The organism is Actinacidiphila acididurans, assembly GCF_016918855.1.
GTDB classification, from domain to species: Bacteria; Actinomycetota; Actinomycetes; order Streptomycetales; family Streptomycetaceae; genus Actinacidiphila; species Actinacidiphila acididurans.
The window spans coordinates 399395-417783 of sequence record NZ_JADKYB010000002.1 but is presented as its reverse complement, the minus strand read 5'-3'; the positions used below and the strand labels follow the sequence as shown (position 1 = coordinate 417783).

16 protein-coding genes are annotated in these 18389 nt (G+C 71.5%); 4 read left to right on the top strand and 12 right to left on the bottom strand.

The window, feature by feature from the left end:
* Positions 1 to 2 precede the first annotated feature (2 nt).
* From ITX44_RS04820 to ITX44_RS04810, 3 genes are all read left to right on the top strand, one after another.
* A complete protein-coding gene (locus ITX44_RS04820; protein ID WP_205355888.1) occupies positions 3 to 416 on the top strand; it encodes a roadblock/LC7 domain-containing protein in 414 nt (137 codons plus the stop codon).
* Positions 417 to 494: 78 nt separating this feature from the next.
* Positions 495 to 1100: a DUF742 domain-containing protein gene (locus tag ITX44_RS42545; protein ID WP_205355712.1), complete on the top strand. Its 606-nt coding sequence runs from the start codon at positions 495 to 497 to the stop codon at positions 1098 to 1100.
* The gene (locus tag ITX44_RS04810; protein ID WP_205355711.1) at positions 1081 to 1659 is read left to right on the top strand and encodes a GTP-binding protein; all 579 of its coding nucleotides are present in this window, start codon (positions 1081 to 1083) and stop codon (positions 1657 to 1659) included. Before ITX44_RS42545 ends, ITX44_RS04810 begins: the two co-directional genes overlap by 20 nt.
* Before the next feature lie 120 nt (positions 1660 to 1779).
* On the opposite strand, the gene ITX44_RS04805 is transcribed toward ITX44_RS04810, so the two are convergent.
* The 10 genes from ITX44_RS04805 to ITX44_RS04760 form a co-directional block, all read right to left on the bottom strand.
* Positions 1780 to 1986, bottom strand: coding sequence for an acyl-CoA carboxylase epsilon subunit (locus ITX44_RS04805; protein ID WP_205355710.1), 207 nt, complete (start codon positions 1984 to 1986; stop codon positions 1780 to 1782).
* A 30-nt stretch (positions 1987 to 2016) separates the two neighbouring features.
* Positions 2017 to 3609, bottom strand: a complete 1593-nt coding sequence (locus tag ITX44_RS04800; RefSeq protein WP_205355709.1) for an acyl-CoA carboxylase subunit beta — start codon at positions 3607 to 3609, stop codon at positions 2017 to 2019.
* A gap of 178 nt (positions 3610 to 3787) precedes the next feature.
* Entirely contained in the window at positions 3788 to 4672 is an 885-nt protein-coding gene (locus tag ITX44_RS04795; protein ID WP_307795098.1) for an HpcH/HpaI aldolase/citrate lyase family protein, read from the bottom strand.
* Positions 4669 to 5742, bottom strand: coding sequence for an HpcH/HpaI aldolase/citrate lyase family protein (locus ITX44_RS04790; RefSeq protein WP_205355708.1), 1074 nt, complete (start codon positions 5740 to 5742; stop codon positions 4669 to 4671). The genes ITX44_RS04795 and ITX44_RS04790 overlap by 4 nt, the downstream gene beginning before the upstream one ends.
* Before the next feature lie 220 nt (positions 5743 to 5962).
* Complete coding sequence (locus ITX44_RS04785) at positions 5963 to 6493, bottom strand: hypothetical protein (protein ID WP_205355707.1); 531 nt, start codon at positions 6491 to 6493, stop codon at positions 5963 to 5965.
* Between the two features lie 164 nt (positions 6494 to 6657).
* Positions 6658 to 8256: a citramalate synthase gene (gene cimA / locus ITX44_RS04780; protein WP_205355706.1), complete on the bottom strand. Its 1599-nt coding sequence runs from the start codon at positions 8254 to 8256 to the stop codon at positions 6658 to 6660.
* 564 nt (positions 8257 to 8820) lie between these two features.
* Positions 8821 to 9930: a branched-chain amino acid aminotransferase gene (locus ITX44_RS04775; RefSeq protein ID WP_205355705.1), complete on the bottom strand. Its 1110-nt coding sequence runs from the start codon at positions 9928 to 9930 to the stop codon at positions 8821 to 8823.
* A 363-nt stretch (positions 9931 to 10293) separates the two neighbouring features.
* Positions 10294 to 11337 (bottom strand): 3-isopropylmalate dehydrogenase, encoded by a 1044-nt coding sequence (locus tag ITX44_RS04770; protein WP_205355704.1) that lies wholly within the window; start codon positions 11335 to 11337, stop codon positions 10294 to 10296.
* A gap of 560 nt (positions 11338 to 11897) precedes the next feature.
* Positions 11898 to 13529: an L-glutamate gamma-semialdehyde dehydrogenase gene (gene pruA, locus ITX44_RS04765; protein ID WP_205355703.1), complete on the bottom strand. Its 1632-nt coding sequence runs from the start codon at positions 13527 to 13529 to the stop codon at positions 11898 to 11900.
* 134 nt (positions 13530 to 13663) lie between these two features.
* Complete coding sequence (locus tag ITX44_RS04760; RefSeq protein ID WP_205355702.1) at positions 13664 to 14596, bottom strand: proline dehydrogenase family protein; 933 nt, start codon at positions 14594 to 14596, stop codon at positions 13664 to 13666.
* 176 nt (positions 14597 to 14772) lie between these two features.
* Between ITX44_RS04760 and ITX44_RS04755 the strand changes: the two genes are divergently transcribed.
* On the top strand, positions 14773 to 15999 hold the full coding sequence (locus tag ITX44_RS04755) for a PucR family transcriptional regulator (RefSeq protein ID WP_205355701.1): 1227 nt from the start codon (positions 14773 to 14775) through the stop codon (positions 15997 to 15999).
* 7 nt (positions 16000 to 16006) lie between these two features.
* On the opposite strand, the gene ITX44_RS04750 is transcribed toward ITX44_RS04755, so the two are convergent.
* Both ITX44_RS04750 and serA read right to left on the bottom strand, forming a co-directional pair.
* A complete protein-coding gene (locus ITX44_RS04750; protein WP_205355886.1) occupies positions 16007 to 16591 on the bottom strand; it encodes a Uma2 family endonuclease in 585 nt (194 codons plus the stop codon).
* A gap of 120 nt (positions 16592 to 16711) precedes the next feature.
* A complete protein-coding gene (gene serA / locus ITX44_RS04745) occupies positions 16712 to 18304 on the bottom strand; it encodes a phosphoglycerate dehydrogenase (protein ID WP_205355700.1) in 1593 nt (530 codons plus the stop codon).
* Positions 18305 to 18389 lie beyond the last annotated feature (85 nt).

Sequence of the window (18389 nt, the reverse complement as noted above, 5' to 3'; positions counted from 1 at the left end):
CGATGAGCCAGGCGGCACAGAACCTGAACTGGTTGATCACCAACTTCGTGGACAACACCCCCGGGGTGTCCCACACCGTTGTGGTCTCCGCCGACGGCCTGCTGCTCGCAATGTCCGACGGATTCCCCCGCGACCGCGCCGACCAACTCGCCGCCGTCGCCTCCGGCCTCACCTCCCTCACCGCCGGAGCATCCCGCATCTTCGAAGGCGGCAACGTCAACCAGACCGTCGTCGAAATGGAACGCGGATTCCTGTTCATCATGTCCGTCTCCGACGGCTCCTCCCTCGCCGTACTCGCCCACCCCGAGTGCGACATCGGCCTCGTCGGCTACGAAATGGCCCTGCTCGTCGACCGAGCAGGAACCGTACTCACCCCCGATCTGCGGGCCGAACTGCAGGGCAGCCTGCTCAATTAACGCAACTGCGTGCCGGCTCGTCCGGGCACCCGCCAGGCGCTCGGACGAGGGAGCACGGCCGTATCAGGAGGAGGACTCGTGAGCACGTCCCCCGGCGCAGACCCGTACGGCAGTCAGCATCAGCCGCCTTCCCACCCGTACAGATTCCCCTCGGCGCCCACTCCGGAGCCCGAGCAGCCCTACCGGCAGCCGCGGATCCAGCCGTACGCGCCGCCGCAGGCGCCCCCGCCGCAGACGGCGCGCGGTGGCGGCCTGCCCGGCGGCCCCGGCGCGGGCGGTTCCGGGAACGTCCCCGGGAACGGCGGCGGCAACGGCGGTACGGGCCGCCGTCGTTCGCAGTCCCCCTCCGGCCTGGTACGGCCGTACACGATGACCGGCGGCCGGACCCGGCCGCGTTACCAGCTCGCCATCGAGGCGCTGGTCAGCACCACCGCCGACCCCGAGCGGCTGCGCGGGCAGCTCCCCGAGCACCAGCGGATCTGCCTGCTGTGCCGGGAGATCAAGTCGGTGGCGGAGATCTCCGCGCTGCTGACCATCCCGCTCGGCGTGGTCCGGATCCTGGTCGCGGACCTGGCCGAGGCGGGCCTGGTCGCGATCCACCAGCCCGGTGGCGACGAGTCGGCGGGCGGACAGCCTGATGTGACACTGCTTGAAAGGGTGCTCAGTGGACTTCGGAAGCTCTAGCGGCCCGGCCCGCGCCACCACCTCCGCGAAGATCGTGGTGGCGGGCGGATTCGGCGTGGGCAAAACCACGTTCGTCGGTGCCGTCTCGGAGATCAACCCGCTGCGCACCGAAGCCGTGATGACCTCCGCGTCGGCCGGCATCGACGACCTCACGCACGCGCCGGACAAGACCACCACCACGGTGGCCATGGACTTCGGCCGCATCACCCTCGACGAGGACCTGATCCTCTACCTGTTCGGCACCCCGGGCCAGGACCGGTTCTGGTTCATGTGGGACGACCTGGTCCGCGGCGCCATCGGCGCGATCGTCCTGGTCGACACCCGGCGCCTGGCGGACTGCTTCCCCGCGGTGGACTACTTCGAGAACAGCGGCCTGCCGTTCGTGATCGCCCTCAACGGCTTCGACGGCCACCAGTCCTACGGTCCGGAGGAAGTGCGCGAGGCGCTGCAGATCGGCCCCGAGGCACCCATCATCACCACCGACGCCCGCCACCGGGCGGAGGCCAAGAGCGCCCTGATCACCCTGGTCGAGCACGCGCTGATGGCCCGTATGCGGTAGGCAGCCGGGCCCGCGCCGGGAACGGCACGAGGGCCCCGCACCTGACCGGGAGTCAGGTGCGGGGCCCTCGGCGTACGCGCGGCCTTGCGGCCCCGGTTCAGCGGTTCGGTCCCGCCGGGTTCAGCCCTGCCAGGAGTGCGGGGCCTGGAAGCCCCGGGCGCGCTCCAGACGGCGCCAGCCGGCCACCGAGCGGGCGGGCAGCCCGGCGCTGTGGCCGGCGTCGCCGGCACCGGCCCGGGCGAGCAGGATCGCGGTCAGCGCGGCGAGTTCCTCCGGGGCGGCGTGGCCCTTCTCGACGCGCACGAGGGAATCGGCGGGAGTGCTCACAGGGATCTCCGTGGCTGTGGTGGGGTGGGGCTACTGGGGCGGGTTGCCGTGCTTGCGCGAGGGCAGGTCGGCGTGCTTGGTGCGGAGCATGGCCAGGGAGGAGATGAGGACCTCCCGGGTCTCGGCGGGGTCGATCACGTCGTGGATCAGGCCCCGCTCGGCCGCGTAGTACGGGTGCATCAGCTCGGCCTTGTACTCCTTGACGACGCGGGCGCGGGTGGCGTCGGGGTCGTCGGCGGCGGCGATCTGACGGCGGAAGATGACGTTGGCCGCGCCCTCGGCGCCCATCACGGCGATCTCGTTGGTCGGCCAGGCGAACGTCAGGTCCGCGCCGATCGACTGGGAGTCCATGACGATGTACGCGCCGCCGTACGCCTTGCGCAGGATCAGCGAGATCCGCGGGACGGTGGCGTTGCAGTACGCGTACAGCAGCTTGGCGCCGTGCCGGATGATGCCGCCGTGCTCCTGCGAGACACCGGGCAGGAAGCCGGGCACGTCCAGCAGGGTGACCAGCGGGATGTTGAAGGCGTCGCACATCTGGACGAAGCGGGCGGCCTTCTCGCTGGCCTCGATGTCCAGCACGCCGGCCAGCGAGGCCGGCTGGTTGGCGATGATGCCCACCACGTGGCCGTCGAGCCGGGCCAGCGCCACGATGATGTTGGTGGCCCAGCGCTCGTGGATCTCCAGGTACTCGCCGTCGTCGACGATCTCCTCGATCACCTTGTGCATGTCGTACGAGCGGTTGGGGTCCGCGGGCACCAGGTCCAGCAGGACGTCGCCGCGCCGCTCGGCCGGGTCGTTGCCGGCCACGGCGGGCGGGTTCTCCCGGTTGTTCTGCGGCATCAGCGAGAGCAGGTACCGCACTTCCTCCAGGCAGGTCTGCTCGTCGTCGTAGGCGAAGTGCGCCACGCCGGAGATCTCCGCGTGCACGTCCGCGCCGCCGAGCCCGTTCTGGGTGATCTCCTCACCGGTGACCGCCTGGACCACGTCCGGGCCGGTGATGAACATCTGCGAGGTCTCGCGGACCATGAACACGAAGTCGGTCAGCGCCGGGGAGTACGCCGCGCCGCCCGCGCAGGGGCCGAGCATCACGCTGATCTGCGGGATGACGCCCGAGGCGCGGGTGTTGCGCTGGAAGATGCCGCCGTAGCCGGCCAGCGCCGAGACGCCCTCCTGGATGCGCGCGCCGGCGCCGTCGTTGAGGGAGACCAGCGGAGCCCCGGCCGCGATGGCCATGTCCATGATCTTGTGGATCTTCTGGGCGTGCGCCTCGCCGAGCGCACCGCCGAAGATCCGGAAGTCGTGCGCGTACACGAACACCGTCCGCCCGTGCACGGTCCCCCACCCGGTGATCACACCGTCGGTGTAGGGACGCTTGGCCTCCAGGCCGAAGCCGGTGGCACGGTGCCGCCGCAGCGGTTCCACCTCGCGGAAGGAATCCGGGTCCAGCAGGAGGTCGATCCGCTCACGGGCGGTCAGCTTCCCCTTGGCCTTCTGAGCCTGCGTCGCCTTCTCGCTCGGGCCGCGCCGGACTTCTTCACGGATCGCGTGAAGCTCGGCCACACGCCCGCGGGCGTCGGTGGCCTCGGCCGCCTCGGCGGGTACCTCTTGCGAAATGGTCATGTACCGACACTACGAGCGCGGACTCGGGAACGGAGCAGCGACTTTGTACAGTGTCCGTCGAGTCCTGCTGGTGGAACCTTACAGAAACGCCTGGTCCCTGCCTCAGCGCCGCTCGGGCCGCAAGCTCGCATTTTGCCCTGTTTCCCGGGTGGGCCCGCCGCCGGCTGGCGGGCCCCGGTCAGCGCCCGGCGATCGCCTCGGCCAGTGCCAGCACCCGGCGGGCCTCCTCGACATGCAGGTGCTCGATCATCCTGCCGTCGACCGTGACCACGCCGCGCCCTTGTGACGTGGCATCTTCGAATGCCTGGATAATACGCCTGGCGCGGGCGATGTCCTCCTCCGCCGGCGAGAAGATTGCGTTGCACGGTTCGACCTGCCGGGGATGGATCAGCGTCTTGCCGTCGAAGCCCATCTGCCGCCCTTGGAGGGTCTCCGCCTCAAAGCCGGACAGATCCTGCACGTCGTTGTAGACACCGTCCAAAATCGCCGTACCGCTCGCGCGGGCCGCCAACAGGGCGAGGGACAGGGCCGTGAGCAGCGGCGTCCGGCCCGGGACGGGCTCGGCGCGCAGTTCCTTGGCCAGGTCGTTGGTGCCCATGACGAGCACGGTCAGCCGCTGCGAGGCCGAGGCGATCGCGGCCGCGTCCAGGATCGCGGCCGGTGTCTCGATCATGGCCCAGATCGCGGTGCTGTCCGGTGCGCCGGCCGCCGCCAGCGCCGCCTCGACCTGCCGGACCGTGGTGGGCGAGTCGACCTTGGGGACCACGACGGCGTCGGGTCCGGCCTCGGCGGCCGCCCGCAGGTCCTCCTCGTGCCAGGGGGTGCCGGGCGCGTTGACCCGGACGGTGACCTCCCGGTGGCCGTAGCCGCCGGCGGCGACCGCGGCGGCGACCCGCTTCCTGGCCTCCTCCTTGGCGTCGGGGGCGACCGAGTCCTCCAGGTCGAGGATGAGCGCGTCGGCGGGCAGCGACTTGGCCTTCTCCAGGGCGCGTTCGTTGGCGCCGGGCATGTAGAGCACCGAGCGGCGGGGCCGCGGGGCGGGGGTGGGGTGCGGGAGGGTCACGCGGTGGTCTCCTCGGTCTGCTTCTGCGCGGCGGCGTACGCCTCGGCCAGTTCGGGGTCGCGGGCGGCCAGCGCGTCCGCGAGCCCGGCCACCACCCGGCACTGCTTGTAGGTGGCGTCGTCCTGCATCTTGCCGTCGATCATCACCGCGCCGGTGCCGTCGCCCATGGCCTCGATCACCCGGCGGGCCCAGGCCACCTCGTCCGGCGCCGGCGAGAACACCCGCCTGGCCACGGCGATCTGAGCCGGGTGCAGGGTCCAGGCGCCGACGCAGCCGAGCAGGAAGGCGTTGCGGAACTGGTCCTCGCACGCGGCCAGGTCCTGGATGTCGCCGAACGGGCCGTAGTACGGCAGGATTCCGTGCGCCGCGCAGGCGTCGACCATGCGGGCCAGCGTGTAGTGCCACAGGTCCTGCTGGAAGACGGCCCGCGGCCCGCCGTCGCCGCGCGGGTCCTCGCGGACCAGGTAACCCGGATGGCCGCCGCCCACCCGGGTGGTCTTCATCCGGCGGCTGGCGGCCAGGTCGGCCGGGCCCAGCGAGATGCCCTGCATCCGGGGGCTGGCGCCGGCGATCTCCTCCACGTTGGCGACGCCGGTCGCGGTCTCCAGGATCGCGTGCACCAGCACCGGCCGGGTCAGCCCCGCCCTGGCCTCCAACTGGGCCAGCAGCCGGTCCACGTAGTGGATGTCCTGGGCGCCCTCGACCTTGGGCACCATCACCACGTCGATCCGGTCGCCCACTTCGGTGACCAGGGTCAGCAGGTCGTCCAGCGCCCAGGGCGAGTCCAGGCTGTTGATCCGGGTCCACAGCTGGGTGTCGCCGAAGTCGGTGGCGCGGGCGACGGCCACCAGCCCGTCGCGCGCGGCCTGTTTGCGGTCCGCCGGGACGGCGTCCTCCAGGTTGCCCAGCAGCACGTCCACCTGGGGGACGAGGGCGGGCACCTTGGCGGCCATCCGCGCGTTGCCGGGGTCGAAGAAGTGGATCATCCGCGAGGGCCGGAACGGCACGTCGCGCACGGGGGCCGGGGCCCCCACAGCCAGCGGGCGGAAGAAGTCCTTCGCCGAGCGCATACGATCTCCCGGTTGTCGGTCGAGGGTCGGGGAGGGTACGGGGCACGCGCGCACCCGCGTGCCGCGCTCACCCTATGACCGCCCGGGCCGGCAGGTTACCGGTCAGTACGTGTGCCGTTGGTCACCGCCGCGCACCCGTCGGTCGTCCCGGTCACCGCCGCCGGTCACCGGGCACCGCCCTCGTGCCCGTCATACCCGGCGGGAGGCGGGGCGGGACGGGTCAGCAGCCGCCGCAGTTGTAGTACAGGACGTCCCAGTGGGTGCCCTCGTCGGTGTAGACGTTGCCCGCGGCCGAGTCCCACATCGGGTAGCCGTCGCCGCGCAGGCCCGCGTACGTGAAGACGTTGTGGACGTAGTTGTTCAGGCAGGTGTACTTGCTCATGTCCAGCTTGTAGCCGTTCCAGTGCGAGTACGTGCCGCTGGCGTGGCCGGTCTCGGTGCCGCCGGTGATGTTGATGGCGCAGCCGCTGGCGTTCTTGAGGGTGATGGCGCCCTGGGCGGTGGTCAGGTTGAGCTGGTCGAAGGACGTACACGTGGCGTTGTTGCGGTTGGTGCAGTTCCCGGACGAGGACCAGGTGATCCCGGCGCTGCGGAACATGCTCTCGGCCTGTGCCTGGGTCAGCTTGGTGACCGCGTAGGCGTCGTGGGACGAGGCCAGGCCCACGCCGGGGGCGAAGAGCACGGTGAGGGCGAGTGTGAGGGCGGTGAGCACGGCCCGGACCACGGGCCGCTGCCGCCAGGTCGTCTGCATGGGATACCTCCTGCTGATGCCGCTGGGACGAAGGTGGTGCAGGTGGCGCAGCAGGAGTGTGCCCGAGTTCTACGCGCGTTGCCAGGGTCCGGGGCGAAACAACGGAGGGCGTTCCCGGCCGGCCGCGGTGGGGCTGCGGCCGGCCGGGAACGCCCTCGTGCCGGTTACTCCATCGGCTCCAGCCCGGCGCGCAGCAGGCCGTAGGCGTAGGCGTCGTCCAGCGCCTGCCAGGAGGCGGCGATCACGTTCTCGCCGACGCCGACCGTGGACCACTCGGCGGCGCCGTCGGTGGTGGTGATCAGCACCCGGGTGGTGGAGTCGGTGCCGTAACGCCCTTCCAGGATGCGGACCTTGTAGTCGGTCAGGGCGAAGGAGGCCAGTTGCGGGTAGATCCGCTCCAGGGCCACCCGCAGCGCCCGGTCCAGCGCGTTGACCGGGCCGTTGCCCTCGGCGGTGGCCACGATCCGCTCGCCCTTGGCCCACAGCTTGACGGTCGCCTCGTTGGCGTGGGTGCCGTCGGGCCGGTCCTCGGTGATGGCCCGCCAGGACTCGATACGGAAGAACCGCCGCGGCCTGCCGTCCACTTCGGCCCGCAGCAGCAGCGCGAACGACGCGTCCGCCGCCTCGTACGTGTAGCCCTTGAGCTCGCGCTCCTTGACCCGCTCCACCACCCGCTGGACCAGTTCGCGGTCGCCGCCGAGGTCGATGCCCAGTTCCCGGCCCTTGAGCTCGACCGACGCGCGCCCGGCCATGTCCGAGACCAGCATCCGCATGGTGTTGCCGACCCGCTCGGGGTCGATGTGCTGGTAGAGGTCCGGATCCACCTTGATCGCCGAGGCGTGCAGGCCCGCCTTGTGCGCGAACGCCGACACGCCCACGTACGGCTGATGCGTGGACGGGGTGAGGTTGACGGCCTCGGCGATCGCGTGCGAGATCCGGGTCATCTCGCCGAGCGCGCCCTCGGGCAGCACCCGCTGGTCCAGCTTGAGCTCCAGCGCGGCGACCACCGGGAAGAGGTTGGCGTTGCCGACGCGCTCGCCGTAGCCGTTCGCGGTGCACTGCACATGGGTGGCGCCGGCTTCGACCGCGGCCAGGGTGTTGGCGACCGCGCAGCCGCTGTCGTCCTGGGCGTGCATGCCGAGCCGGGCCCCGGTGGCGGCCAGCACCTGCGCGGTGACCTCGCGCACCTGCGCCGGCAGCATGCCGCCGTTGGTGTCGCACAGCACGACCACCGACGCCCCGGCCTCGTGCGCGGCCTTCACCACCTCGACGGCGTACTCCGGGTTCGCCCGGTGGCCGTCGAAGAAGTGCTCGCAGTCCACGAACACCCGGCGGCCCTGGCCGGTCAGGTACGAGACGGTGTCCCGCACCATCTCCAGGTTCTCCTCCAGCGTGGTGCGCAGCGCGAGCTCCACATGGCGGTCGTGCGACTTGGCGACCACCGTGATCACCGGCGCGCCCGACTCAAGCAGCGCCCTGACCTGCGGGTCGTCCGCCGCGTTGCCCCCGGCCCGCCGGGTCGCCCCGAACGCCACCAGGGCGGCGTGCTTCAGCTCCAGCTCGGCCGCCGCCCGGGCGAAGAACTCGGTGTCGCGCGGGTTCGCGCCGGGCCACCCGCCCTCGATGAAGCCGACCCCGAAGTCGTCCAGGTGCCGGGCGATCGCCAGCTTGTCGGCGACGGTGAGGTTGATCCCCTCGCGCTGGGCGCCGTCGCGCAGCGTGGTGTCGAAGACGTGAAAGCTGTCGTCCAGTTCCGCGGTCATGGCCTGCGTACTCCTTCGGGTGAGAGCGGGGTTCCCTCCGGGTGGCCCTGAGCGCATCCGGAGGCACCGACTCCACTTGCCCCATGATCCCTCGTACGGTTCGCCTCCGGCGGGTGGCCTGAAGCGGTCGCTTCCAGCGGGTGGCCGGAAACGAAAAAACCTCTCGCTGACGCGAGAGGTCTGCACGCGGGTCGGGGCACGGTTCTGTTTCGCTTCTTGTCAGCGCAACGTCACTGCGGACCGGCGTGCCTGTTGCCAATAATCAGTGCGGTACAGGGCACGGTGCGAGTTTTCCATACCCGCACGTCCTCCCGCTCCTACGTCTCACCATGCGGAAGCGGGGTTCACCGGGAGTACGGAAGGGGCGCGGGGATCATGCGCGCTGCGGTGCCACCGGAGTACCCAGGGGCGCGGGGAACTGCGCGAGCAACCGGCCACCGGCCGGTGGTCCGGAGACGACAGCAATTGCCCCTTTGGGGCGGTGGCGACCCGCGCCACGGTGATGGGCTGGTCGCGCAGTTCCCCGCGCCCCTGGTTTTCCGGGCGAACCCTTCGTCCATGCGCTTACGCGCCGAGGGGATGCATCCACTTGTGCGGGTCGGGGGTGAGGCCGAGCTGGATGTCGAGGAGGGCGGCACGCAGCCGCATGGTGACCTCGCCGGGTTCGCCGTCCGCAACGACCCAATCGGCGCGGGTGGACTTGACGGAGCCCACAGGCGTGATCACTGCGGCGGTGCCGCAGGCGAAGACCTCGGTGAGGGAACCGTCCTGATTGCCGCGGCGCCAGTCGTCGACGGAGATGCGGGCCTCGGACACTTCGTAGCCGAGGTCGGCGGCGATGGTGAGGAGGGAATCGCGGGTGATGCCGGGCAGGAGGGAGCCGGACAGCTCAGGAGTGACGATTCGCCGCGGGGAGCCGGCGGACCCGTCCCCGTACACGAAGTACAGGTTCATCCCGCCCATCTCCTCGATCCAGCGGCGCTCGATCGCGTCGAGCCAGACCACCTGGTCACAGCCGTGCTCGATGGCCTGGGCCTGGGCGACCAGGGAGGCGGCGTAGTTGCCGCCGGCCTTGGCGGCGCCGGTGCCGCCGGGGGCGGCGCGCACGTACTCCTCGGACAGCCAGACGGAGACCGGCTTGACGCCGCCGGAGAAGTAGGCGCCGGCCGGGGAGGCGATGACGAGGAAGAGGTATTCGTTGGCGGGGCGCACGCCGAGGCCGACCTCGGTGGCGAACATGAAGGGCCGCAGGTAGAGGGAGGTCTCGCCCTCGCTGGGCACCCAGGCGCGGTCCTGGCGGACCAGGACGTCGCACGCCTCGATGAAGGTCTCCACGGGCAGCTCGGGCATGGCCAGGCGGCGGGCGGAGGCCTGGAAGCGCCGGGCGTTGGCCTCGGGCCGGAAGGTGGCGACGGTGCCGTCCGGCTGCCGGTACGCCTTGAGGCCCTCGAAGATCGTCTGCGCGTAGTGCAGCGTCATGTTGGCCGGGTCCAGGGACAGCGGCGCGTACGGAACGAGCTGTGCGTCGTGCCAGCCGCGGCCCTCGGTCCACTTGATGGTGACCATGTGGTCGGTGAAGTGGCGGCCGAAGCCGGGGTTGGCCAGGATGGCGGCCCGCTCGGCGTCGGAGAGGGGATGCGCGGAGGGTTTGAGCTCGATCGTGGGCGTCGTCATGTCTGTTCCTTCACCGTTTGCCGTCGTCACAGAGTGGCCTTCGGACGGGCCCGGTCCGCATGCGGCCGTGTGCGGACCACCGCCGGGCCGAGTCCGAACCGACGTAGGCCTACGTAGTAGGACGTCCTACTTCTGCCCCGCGTCGCGGCCCCGGCACTGATTATCGCAGGGCGCGGGCCCCGTACCCCAGAGCGGGGAGGGGACCTGACACACGCGGCCCCCGGCGCGGGCCGGGGGCCGGTTCCGGTCAGGATCGCGGGCCGGACATGTCAGCCGGGCTCCGGCCGGAGTCCGGCACGGGTCCGAGGGGCTTCGAGCTTGGGGCCGGGCCCCCGGGGTCCCCGGGGGCCGTCCGCGGGTCGTTCAGCTGGAGACGCGGGCGGCCAGTGCGTCGCCGATGGCCACCGTGGAGCGGGCCGGCAGGGTCGCGCGCTCGGCCAGGTCGGCCTGGACGGCGGCCTCGATCCGGGCGGCCTCGGCGGCCAGCCCCAGGTGCTGGAGCAGCAGCGCCACCGACAGCACGGTCGCGGTCGGGTCGGCCTTGGACTGGCCGGCGATGTCGGGCGCGGAGCCGTGTACCGGCTCGAACATGGACGGGAAGGCGCCGCTCGGGTTGATGTTCCCGCTGGCCGCCACGCCGATCCCGCCGGAGACGGCCGCCGCGAGGTCGGTGATGATGTCGCCGAACAGGTTGTCGGTGACGATCACGTCGAACCGCTCGGGCTGCGTGACCAGGAAGATGGTGGCCGCGTCCACGTGCAGGTAGTCGGTGGTGACGTCCGGGTACTCGGCGCCGACCTCCTCGAAGATCCGGGTCCACAGCCGGCCGGCGTGCACCAGGACGTTGTTCTTGTGCACCAGGGTGAGCTTCTTGCGCGGGCGGGCCTGCGCGCGGGCGTAGGCGTCCCGCACCACGCGCTCGATGCCGTACGCGGTGTTCAGGCTGACCTCGGTGGCCACTTCCTGCTCGGTGCCGGTCCTGATGGTGCCGCCGTTGCCGGTGTACGGGCCCTCGGTGCCCTCGCGGACCACCACGAAGTCGATCTCCGGGCTGCCGGACAGCGGGGTGGCCACGCCCGGGAAGAGCCGGCTGGGCCGCAGGTTCACATGGTGGTCGAAGGCGAACCGCAGCTTGAGCAGGAAGCCGCGCTCCAGCACGCCGGACGGCACCGAGGGGTCGCCGATCGCGCCGAGCAGGATCGCGTCGTGCCCCTTGAGCTGCGCCAGGTCCTCGTCGGTGAGGGTCTGGCCGGTGGCGTGGTAGCGCCGGGCGCCGAAGTCGTACGTCCTGGTCTCCAGCTTGACGTCCTGGGGCAGGACCGCGGCAAGGACCTTGAGGCCCTCCGTCACGACTTCCTGGCCGATGCCGTCACCGGGGATCACTGCGAGGCTGATGCTGCGAGACATGCGGGCACCCTACTCCGCGTCCCACCCCATGACATGGGCCGTCCGGCATCCGGACAGGCGTCAGTACTTCTCAGGGCTCCTCGGGGTTCCTCGGGGTTCCTCGGCGCTTCGCGGCGCTCCTCAGGGCGCCTCAGTGCTCCTCGTGGCCGGTGCTGCCCCCGTTGTCGCGGCGGTCGAGGGAACGCTGGAGGGCGCGCAGGGCGTTCTGGCGGGCGGTCTCGTCCATGGTGATCAACTCCAGGCAGAAGCGTCGCTGGGGTGATGGGGGGTCGCCACGGAACGGGGCGGACGGCCCGGCGCGGCATCGGGTGGTCCGCGCGGCCGTTCCCGCCACTCGCTCGATCGAGCGAGACGTTCGGCTCTCTACAAAGTTAGGTCAGCGCAGCCGTGCTGTCGCCACAATTACTCGGACGTCCTACTATCTGAGACGGCCGCGCGGTCGCGGCCGCACGCGCGGCGCCCCCGCCGGCCCGGGGTACGGGCGGACGGGGGCGCTCAGGGCCTGCTCAGAACACGCGCGGGACGTCCGGGGACATCCGCGGGACCGGGAAAGCAGCCGCTCAGCCCTGGTGCGGGTAGCGGTAGTCGGTCGGGGGCACCAGGGTCTCCTTGATCGCCCGGGTGGACGTCCAGCGCATCAGGTTCTGCGCGGCGCCGGCCTTGTCGTTCGTCCCCGAGGCGCGGCCGCCGCCGAAGGGCTGCTGGCCCACCACGGCGCCGGTGGACTTGTCGTTGATGTAGAAGTTGCCGGCGGCGAACCGCAGCCGCTCCATGACGTGCGCCACAGCGGCGCGGTCGGTGGCGACCACCGAGCCGGTCAGGCCGTAGGGGGCGACGGACTCCATCTGGTCGAGCATGGTCTCGAAGTCGTCGTCCTCGTAGACGTGCACCCCGAGGATCGGCCCGAAGTACTCCTCTCGGAAGATCTCGTTGTCCGGGTCGGTGGAGGCCAGCACGGTGGGCCGGACGAACCAGCCGACCGAGTCGTCGTAGCCGCCGCCGGCCACGACCTCGACGGTGGGGTCGGCCTTGGCCCGGTCGATGGCGGCCTTGTTCTTGGCGAAGGCGCGCTCGTCGATCAGGGCGCCGAGGAAGTTGGACAGGTCGGTGACGTCGCCCATGGTGAGCGAGTCGACCTCGGCGGCGAACTCCTCCTTGAAGCCGCCCTCCCACAGCGAGCGCGGGACGTAGGCGCGCGAGGAGGCCGAGCACTTCTGGCCCTGGTACTCGAAGGAGCCGCGGGTCAGCGCGGTCTTGAGCACCGCCGGGTCGGCGGAGGGGTGGGCGACGACGAAGTCCTTGCCGCCGGTCTCGCCGACGATCCGCGGGTAGGAGCGGTAGCGCTCGATGTTCTCGCCGACCGTGCGCCACAGGTAGCGGAAGGTCCTGGTGGAGCCGGTGAAGTGGATGCCGGCCAGCTCCGGGTGGACCAGGGCGACCTCGGAGACCACCACGCCGTCACCGGTCACCAGGTTGATCACGCCGTCCGGCAGCCCGGCCTCCTTCAGCAGGCGCATCAGCAGCACCGCCGAGTGGGTCTGGGTCGGCGACGGCTTCCAGACCACCACGTTGCCCATCAGGGCCGGGGCGGTGGGCAGGTTGCCGGCGATCGCGGTGAAGTTGAACGGCGTGATCGCGTAGACGAAGCCTTCCAGCGGGCGGTGGTCGAGGCGGTTCCACACGCCGGGCGCGTTGGCGACCGGCTGCTCGGCGAGGATCTGCCGGGCGTAGTGGACGTTGAACCGCCAGAAGTCGACCAGCTCGCAGGGGCTGTCGATCTCGGCCTGCTGCACGGTCTTGGACTGGCCGAGCATGGTGGAGGCGGCCAGCGTCTCGCGCCAGGGGCCGGCCAGCAGTTCGGCGGCGCGCAGGAAGATCGCGGCGCGGTCGTCGAAGGACATCGCCCGCCAGGCGGGGGCGGCGGCCAGGGCCGCGGTGATCGCGTCCGCCGCGTCCTGGGAGGTGGCGTTGCCGAAGGTGCCCAGGCGCGCGCCGTGGTTGTGCGGCTGGACCACGTCGAAGCGCTCGCCGCCGCCCATGCGCTCCTGGCCGCCGATGACCAGGGGCAGGTCGATCGGGTTGCCGGCCAGTTCCTTGAGCTTCGCCTCCAGCCGGGCGCGTTCCGGGCTGCCGGGCGCGTAGCCGTGGACCGGCTCGTTGACCGGCGCGGGGACCTGGGTCACAGCGTCCATGAAGCGTCTCTCCTCGTCGAGTCGTCGGTCGAGTGGTCGGTGGGTCGGGGTCGGGGGCCGTACGGCCGGACCGTCGTGGGGCCCGGCCGTACGGCGGGTGCTCCGGCGGTCTGCCGGGAGCCGTCGGAAGCGGGTCAGCGACCCGCGGGCACGAACGAGCGGAGGAAGAAGGCGAGGTTCGCCGGGCGCTCGGCGAGCCGGCGCATGAAGTACCCGTACCAGTCTGCGCCGTACGGCACGTAAATACGCATACGTTCCCCCTGGTCGGCCAGGCGGCGCTGTTCGGCGGTGCGGATGCCGTAGAGCATCTGGAACTCGTAGCTGCCCGGCGCACGGTGGTTACGGGTGGCCAGTTCCTGGGCTATGGCGATCATGCGCGGGTCGTGCGAGCCGACCATGGGGTAGCCGGCGCCGGCGAACAGGGTGCGCAGGGCGCGGACGTACGCCTTGTCGACCGCGCGCCGGTCCTGGAAGGCGACCGAGGCCGGCTCCTTGTAGGCGCCCTTGACCAGCCGGACCCGGGAGCCCTCGACGGCGAGCGCGCGGGCGTCGTCCTCGGTGCGGAACAGGTACGACTGGAGGACCGCGCCGGTGCCGGGGTGGTCGTGGCGCAGTTCGCGCAGGACGGCCAGCGTCGAGTCGACGGTGGTGTGGTCCTCCATGTCGAGGGTGACGGTGGTGCCGGCGGAGGTGGCCAGCTCGGCGACCCGGCGCACGTTCGCAAGGGCGACGTCGTGGCCGCCGTCGGGCAGGGACTGGCCGAAGGCGGACAGCTTCACCGAGACCTCGGCGCGCCCGGCCAGGCCGTCGGCGTCCAGCGCCTCCAGCAGCCGCAGGTAGGCGTCGCGGGTGGCCAGCGCGGTCGCGCGGTCGGTGACGTCCTCGCCGAGGTGGTCGAGGGTGACGTACAGGCCTGCGGCGGTCAGCCCGCGGACGGTGTCCAGGGCGGGGTGCAGCTCGTCCCCGGCGATGAAGCGGTTCACCACGGGCCGGGTGACCGGGGCGGAGGCGACGACGCGGCGCATACGGTCGCTGCGCGAGGCGGCGAGCAGCACGGGACCGAGCACGGGGGGCTCCTTGGGCGCGGGCGGTACGGTTGTCGGCTTGCGGGACCCGCCGAACCGGTGGCCGTTCCGTCCGGCTGTTCGGTGCGAGGGTCCCGTCAGCGTGAATCTAGGGTTCGCCTACCCGCTGAACCATCGACACCTGTCACGCATACCGGGGTCGTCCCTCATACAGATGTATGAGGGAGAATGAGGGTGTGACCGGAGAGTACGGGGACTTCCAGGAGCTCGTGGACGAGGTGTCGGCGCTGCTGGGCGCGCCCGCGACCCTGGAGGACCGGGACTTCCGGCTGATCGCCTTCGGGGTGCACGACAGCGAGGACGCGGGCGCGATGGACCCGGTGCGCACCCGTTCCATCCTCACCCGCCGCTCCACCGCCGAGGTCCGCACCTGGTTCGAGCGGTACGGCATCGCGCACGCGACCGGTCCGGTCCGGATCCCGGCGGCGCCGGACGCCGGGGTGCTGCGCGGCCGGCTGTGCCTGCCGGTACGGCACGGCGGCTTCGTCTACGGCTACGTGTGGCTGCTGGACGAGGCCGAGCACTCCCCCGCGCAACTCGGCGCCGCGATGGCCGCGGCCGCCCGGATCGGCGAGCGGCTGGCGGCACTGTCGCTGGCCGGGGCGGAGGCCGGGCGGGCGCTGCGGGCCCTGCTGACCGCGGGCGGCCGGGCCGCACGGGACTCCGCCGAGGAGACGCTGCGTACGGCGCTGGGCCCGGACGCGGACGAGCCGCACGCCCTGGTGTGCGTCCGCATCCCGCCGCTGCCACCCTCGGCCGGGGCCGCCCCCGAATACGGCGGCGAGGGGGAACGGCTGGGCGAGCTTCCCGGGCTGCGCAGCATTCCCTCCGCCGCCGCGCTGGCCCGGGTGCCGGGCCCGCACGGCGGGACCCGCGCCGAACTGATCGCCCTCCTGGTACGGCTGCGGTCCGCCCACCTGCTCGCCGCGGCCCGCACCGCGGCGGCCCGCCTGCTCGACCAGGCCGGCATCCCGGACGCGGTGGCGGGACTCAGTACGAGCCGCACCTCGCTGGCCGAACTCCCGGACGCCTGGCACGAGGCGGTCGACGCCGCCCGGGCCGCCCACGCCCAGCCCCTGCTCGGCCCCATCGCCAAGTGGTCCAGCCTCGGCCCCTACCGCCTGCTCACCGCCCTCCCCCCGGGCGCCGCACCCGACCCCGCCGTCGCCCCCCTGCTCGCCCCGGCCCACCACGAACTCGCCCACACCGCCGAGGTCTTCCTCGACCACGCCGGCCAGGCCGGCCGCACGGCCACCGCCCTGGCCATCCACCGCCAGACCCTCTACTACCGCCTCTCCCGCATCGAACAACTCACCGGCCTCGACCTCTCCGACGGGGAAGCGCGGCTGCTGCTGCACATGGCGCTCAAGGCGGCGCGGCTCTAGGAGTGGCTTACAGGTTGTCGATCTCGGTCAGGTCGATGTCCAGGTCGAACGGCACGGTCAGCTTGAGCCGGTCGTGAAAGATGCCGGTCGGCACATAGGTGGCCGTCGCCTTGTCGAGCTCGTAGACATAGATCACGGGGCGACGGCCTTGGCCCTGCTCAATCCGCCAGAAGTGCGGGATGCCGGCCCGGGCGTACAGCTGCGGTTTGCGGTCGCGGTCGCGCTCCTCGGACTCGGGCGACATGACCTCCACGGCCAGCACAACGTCTTCCGCCTGGTATTTCGTCTCATCGCCTGAAGCGGACACTGCCTCGGCCCGCACGATCGTGAGGTCGGGCTCCGGCCTGTTGCGCTTGTTCAGGACGATGGTCATCTCCCGGCGCACCCGCAGGTCGGCCGGAGCATGGCTTCGCAGTGCGTAGACCAGCAGCTCAATGGCCAGCGCGTGAAAACTCTTCTGCGGACTCACGAAGACGAGGCTTCCGTCGATCAATTCCGTGTGCGGCGGGAGATCGGGGATGCGGTCCAAGTCCTCCTCGGTGAAGCCGCCCGGCGGTGGAAATGCCCAGGCCGGAAGCGGTTCAGCGATCATCATTCCTCCCATGGACGCGATTCTGTCCGCGCTGATCAGACTAGCGCCGGGAAACGTCAGTGCCGCCACCCAAATGAGTGAGCAGCGGCACCGACGTTGACGAAAAGCGAACCCTGCGCCTCAGTCCTCCAGGTTCACCGCGCGCGCGGAGGTCGCCCCGATCTCGGAGGCGATGTCCGCGAGCACGCCCGCGGGAATCGTGGAGTCGACCGTGAGAGCGACGAGGGCATCGCCGCCGGCCGCCGCACGGGCGACCTGCATGCCGGCGATGTTGACGCCGACCTCGCCGAGGATGCGGCCGATCGTGCCGACGACGCCGGGGCGGTCGGTGTAGGTGAGGAAGACCATGTGCTCGGCCAGGGCGAGGTCGACGTCGTGGTCGCCGACGGCGACGATCTTCTGGAGGTTCTTGACGCCGGACAGGGTGCCGGAGATCGCGACCTCGGCGCCGTCGGCGAGGGTGCCGCGGACGGTGACGAGGTTGCGGTGGTTGGGCGACTCGGAGCTGGTGGTCAGCCGCACCTCGACGCCGCGCTCCTGGGCGAACAGCGGCGCGTTGACGTAGGAGACCGTCTCGGCCACCACGTCCTCGAACACGCCCTTGAGCGCGCTCAGTTCGAGGATCTTCACGTCGTGCTGGGTGATCTCGCCGCACACCTCGACGTCGAGCCGGGCGGCGACCTCGCCGGCCAGCGCGGTGAAGATCCGGCCCAGCTTCTCGGCCAGCGGCAGGCCGGGCTTGACGTCCTCGGCGATGACGCCGCCCTGCACGTTGACCGCGTCCGGCACCAGCTCGCCGGCCAGCGCCAGCCGTACCGACCTGGCGACCGCGATGCCCGCCTTCTCCTGGGCCTCGTCGGTGGAGGCGCCCAGGTGCGGGGTGGCCACCACGTTGTCGAACTGGAACAGCGGCGAGTCAGTGCACGGCTCCTTGGAGTACACGTCCAGGCCCGCGCCGGCCACCCGGCCCTCCTTGAGCGCGGAGGCCAGCGCCTCCTCGTCCACGATGCCGCCGCGGGCCGCGTTGACGATCCGCACCGACGGCTTGACCTTGTGCAGCGCCTCGTCGCCGATCAGGCCGATCGTCTCGGGCGTCTTGGGCAGGTGGACGGTGATGAAGTCGGAGCTCTCCAGCAGCTCGTCCAGGGTCAGCAGCTTGACGCCCATCTGGGCGGCGCGGGCGGGCTGCACGTACGGGTCGTAGGCGACGACCTTCATGCCGAAGGCGCTCATCCGCTGGGCGACCAGGACGCCGATCCGGCCCAGGCCCACCACGCCGAGGGTCTTCTCGCTCAGCTCGACGCCGGTGTACTTGTTCCGCTTCCACTCGCCGCCCTTGAGCGCGGTATTGGCCGAGGCGATGTTGCGGGCCGTGGCGATGATCAGCCCGCAGGCCAGCTCGGCGGCGGTGACGATGTTGGAGGTCGGCGCGTTGACGACCATCACGCCGGCCTTGGTGGCGGCGGAGACGTCCACGTTGTCCAGGCCGACGCCGGCCCGGGCGACCACGCGCAGCTTGCGGGCGGCGGCGATGGCCTCGGCGTCCACCTTGGTGGCGCTGCGGATGAGGATGGCGTCGGCCTCGGGGATCGCGGACAGCAGATCGGCTCGGTCCGCGCCGTTGCAGTGCCGGATGTCGAAGTCCGGACCGAGCGCGTCCACCGTGGCGGGCGACAGCTCTTCTGCGATGAGTACGACAGGCTTCTGGCTCACGTGGTCCTCACTTGGTCCTTCGTGGGCGGCCGGTCCCGTGCGACCGCTCCAGGAGGCGGGGATGGCTAGCCGCGTGGAAGACGCA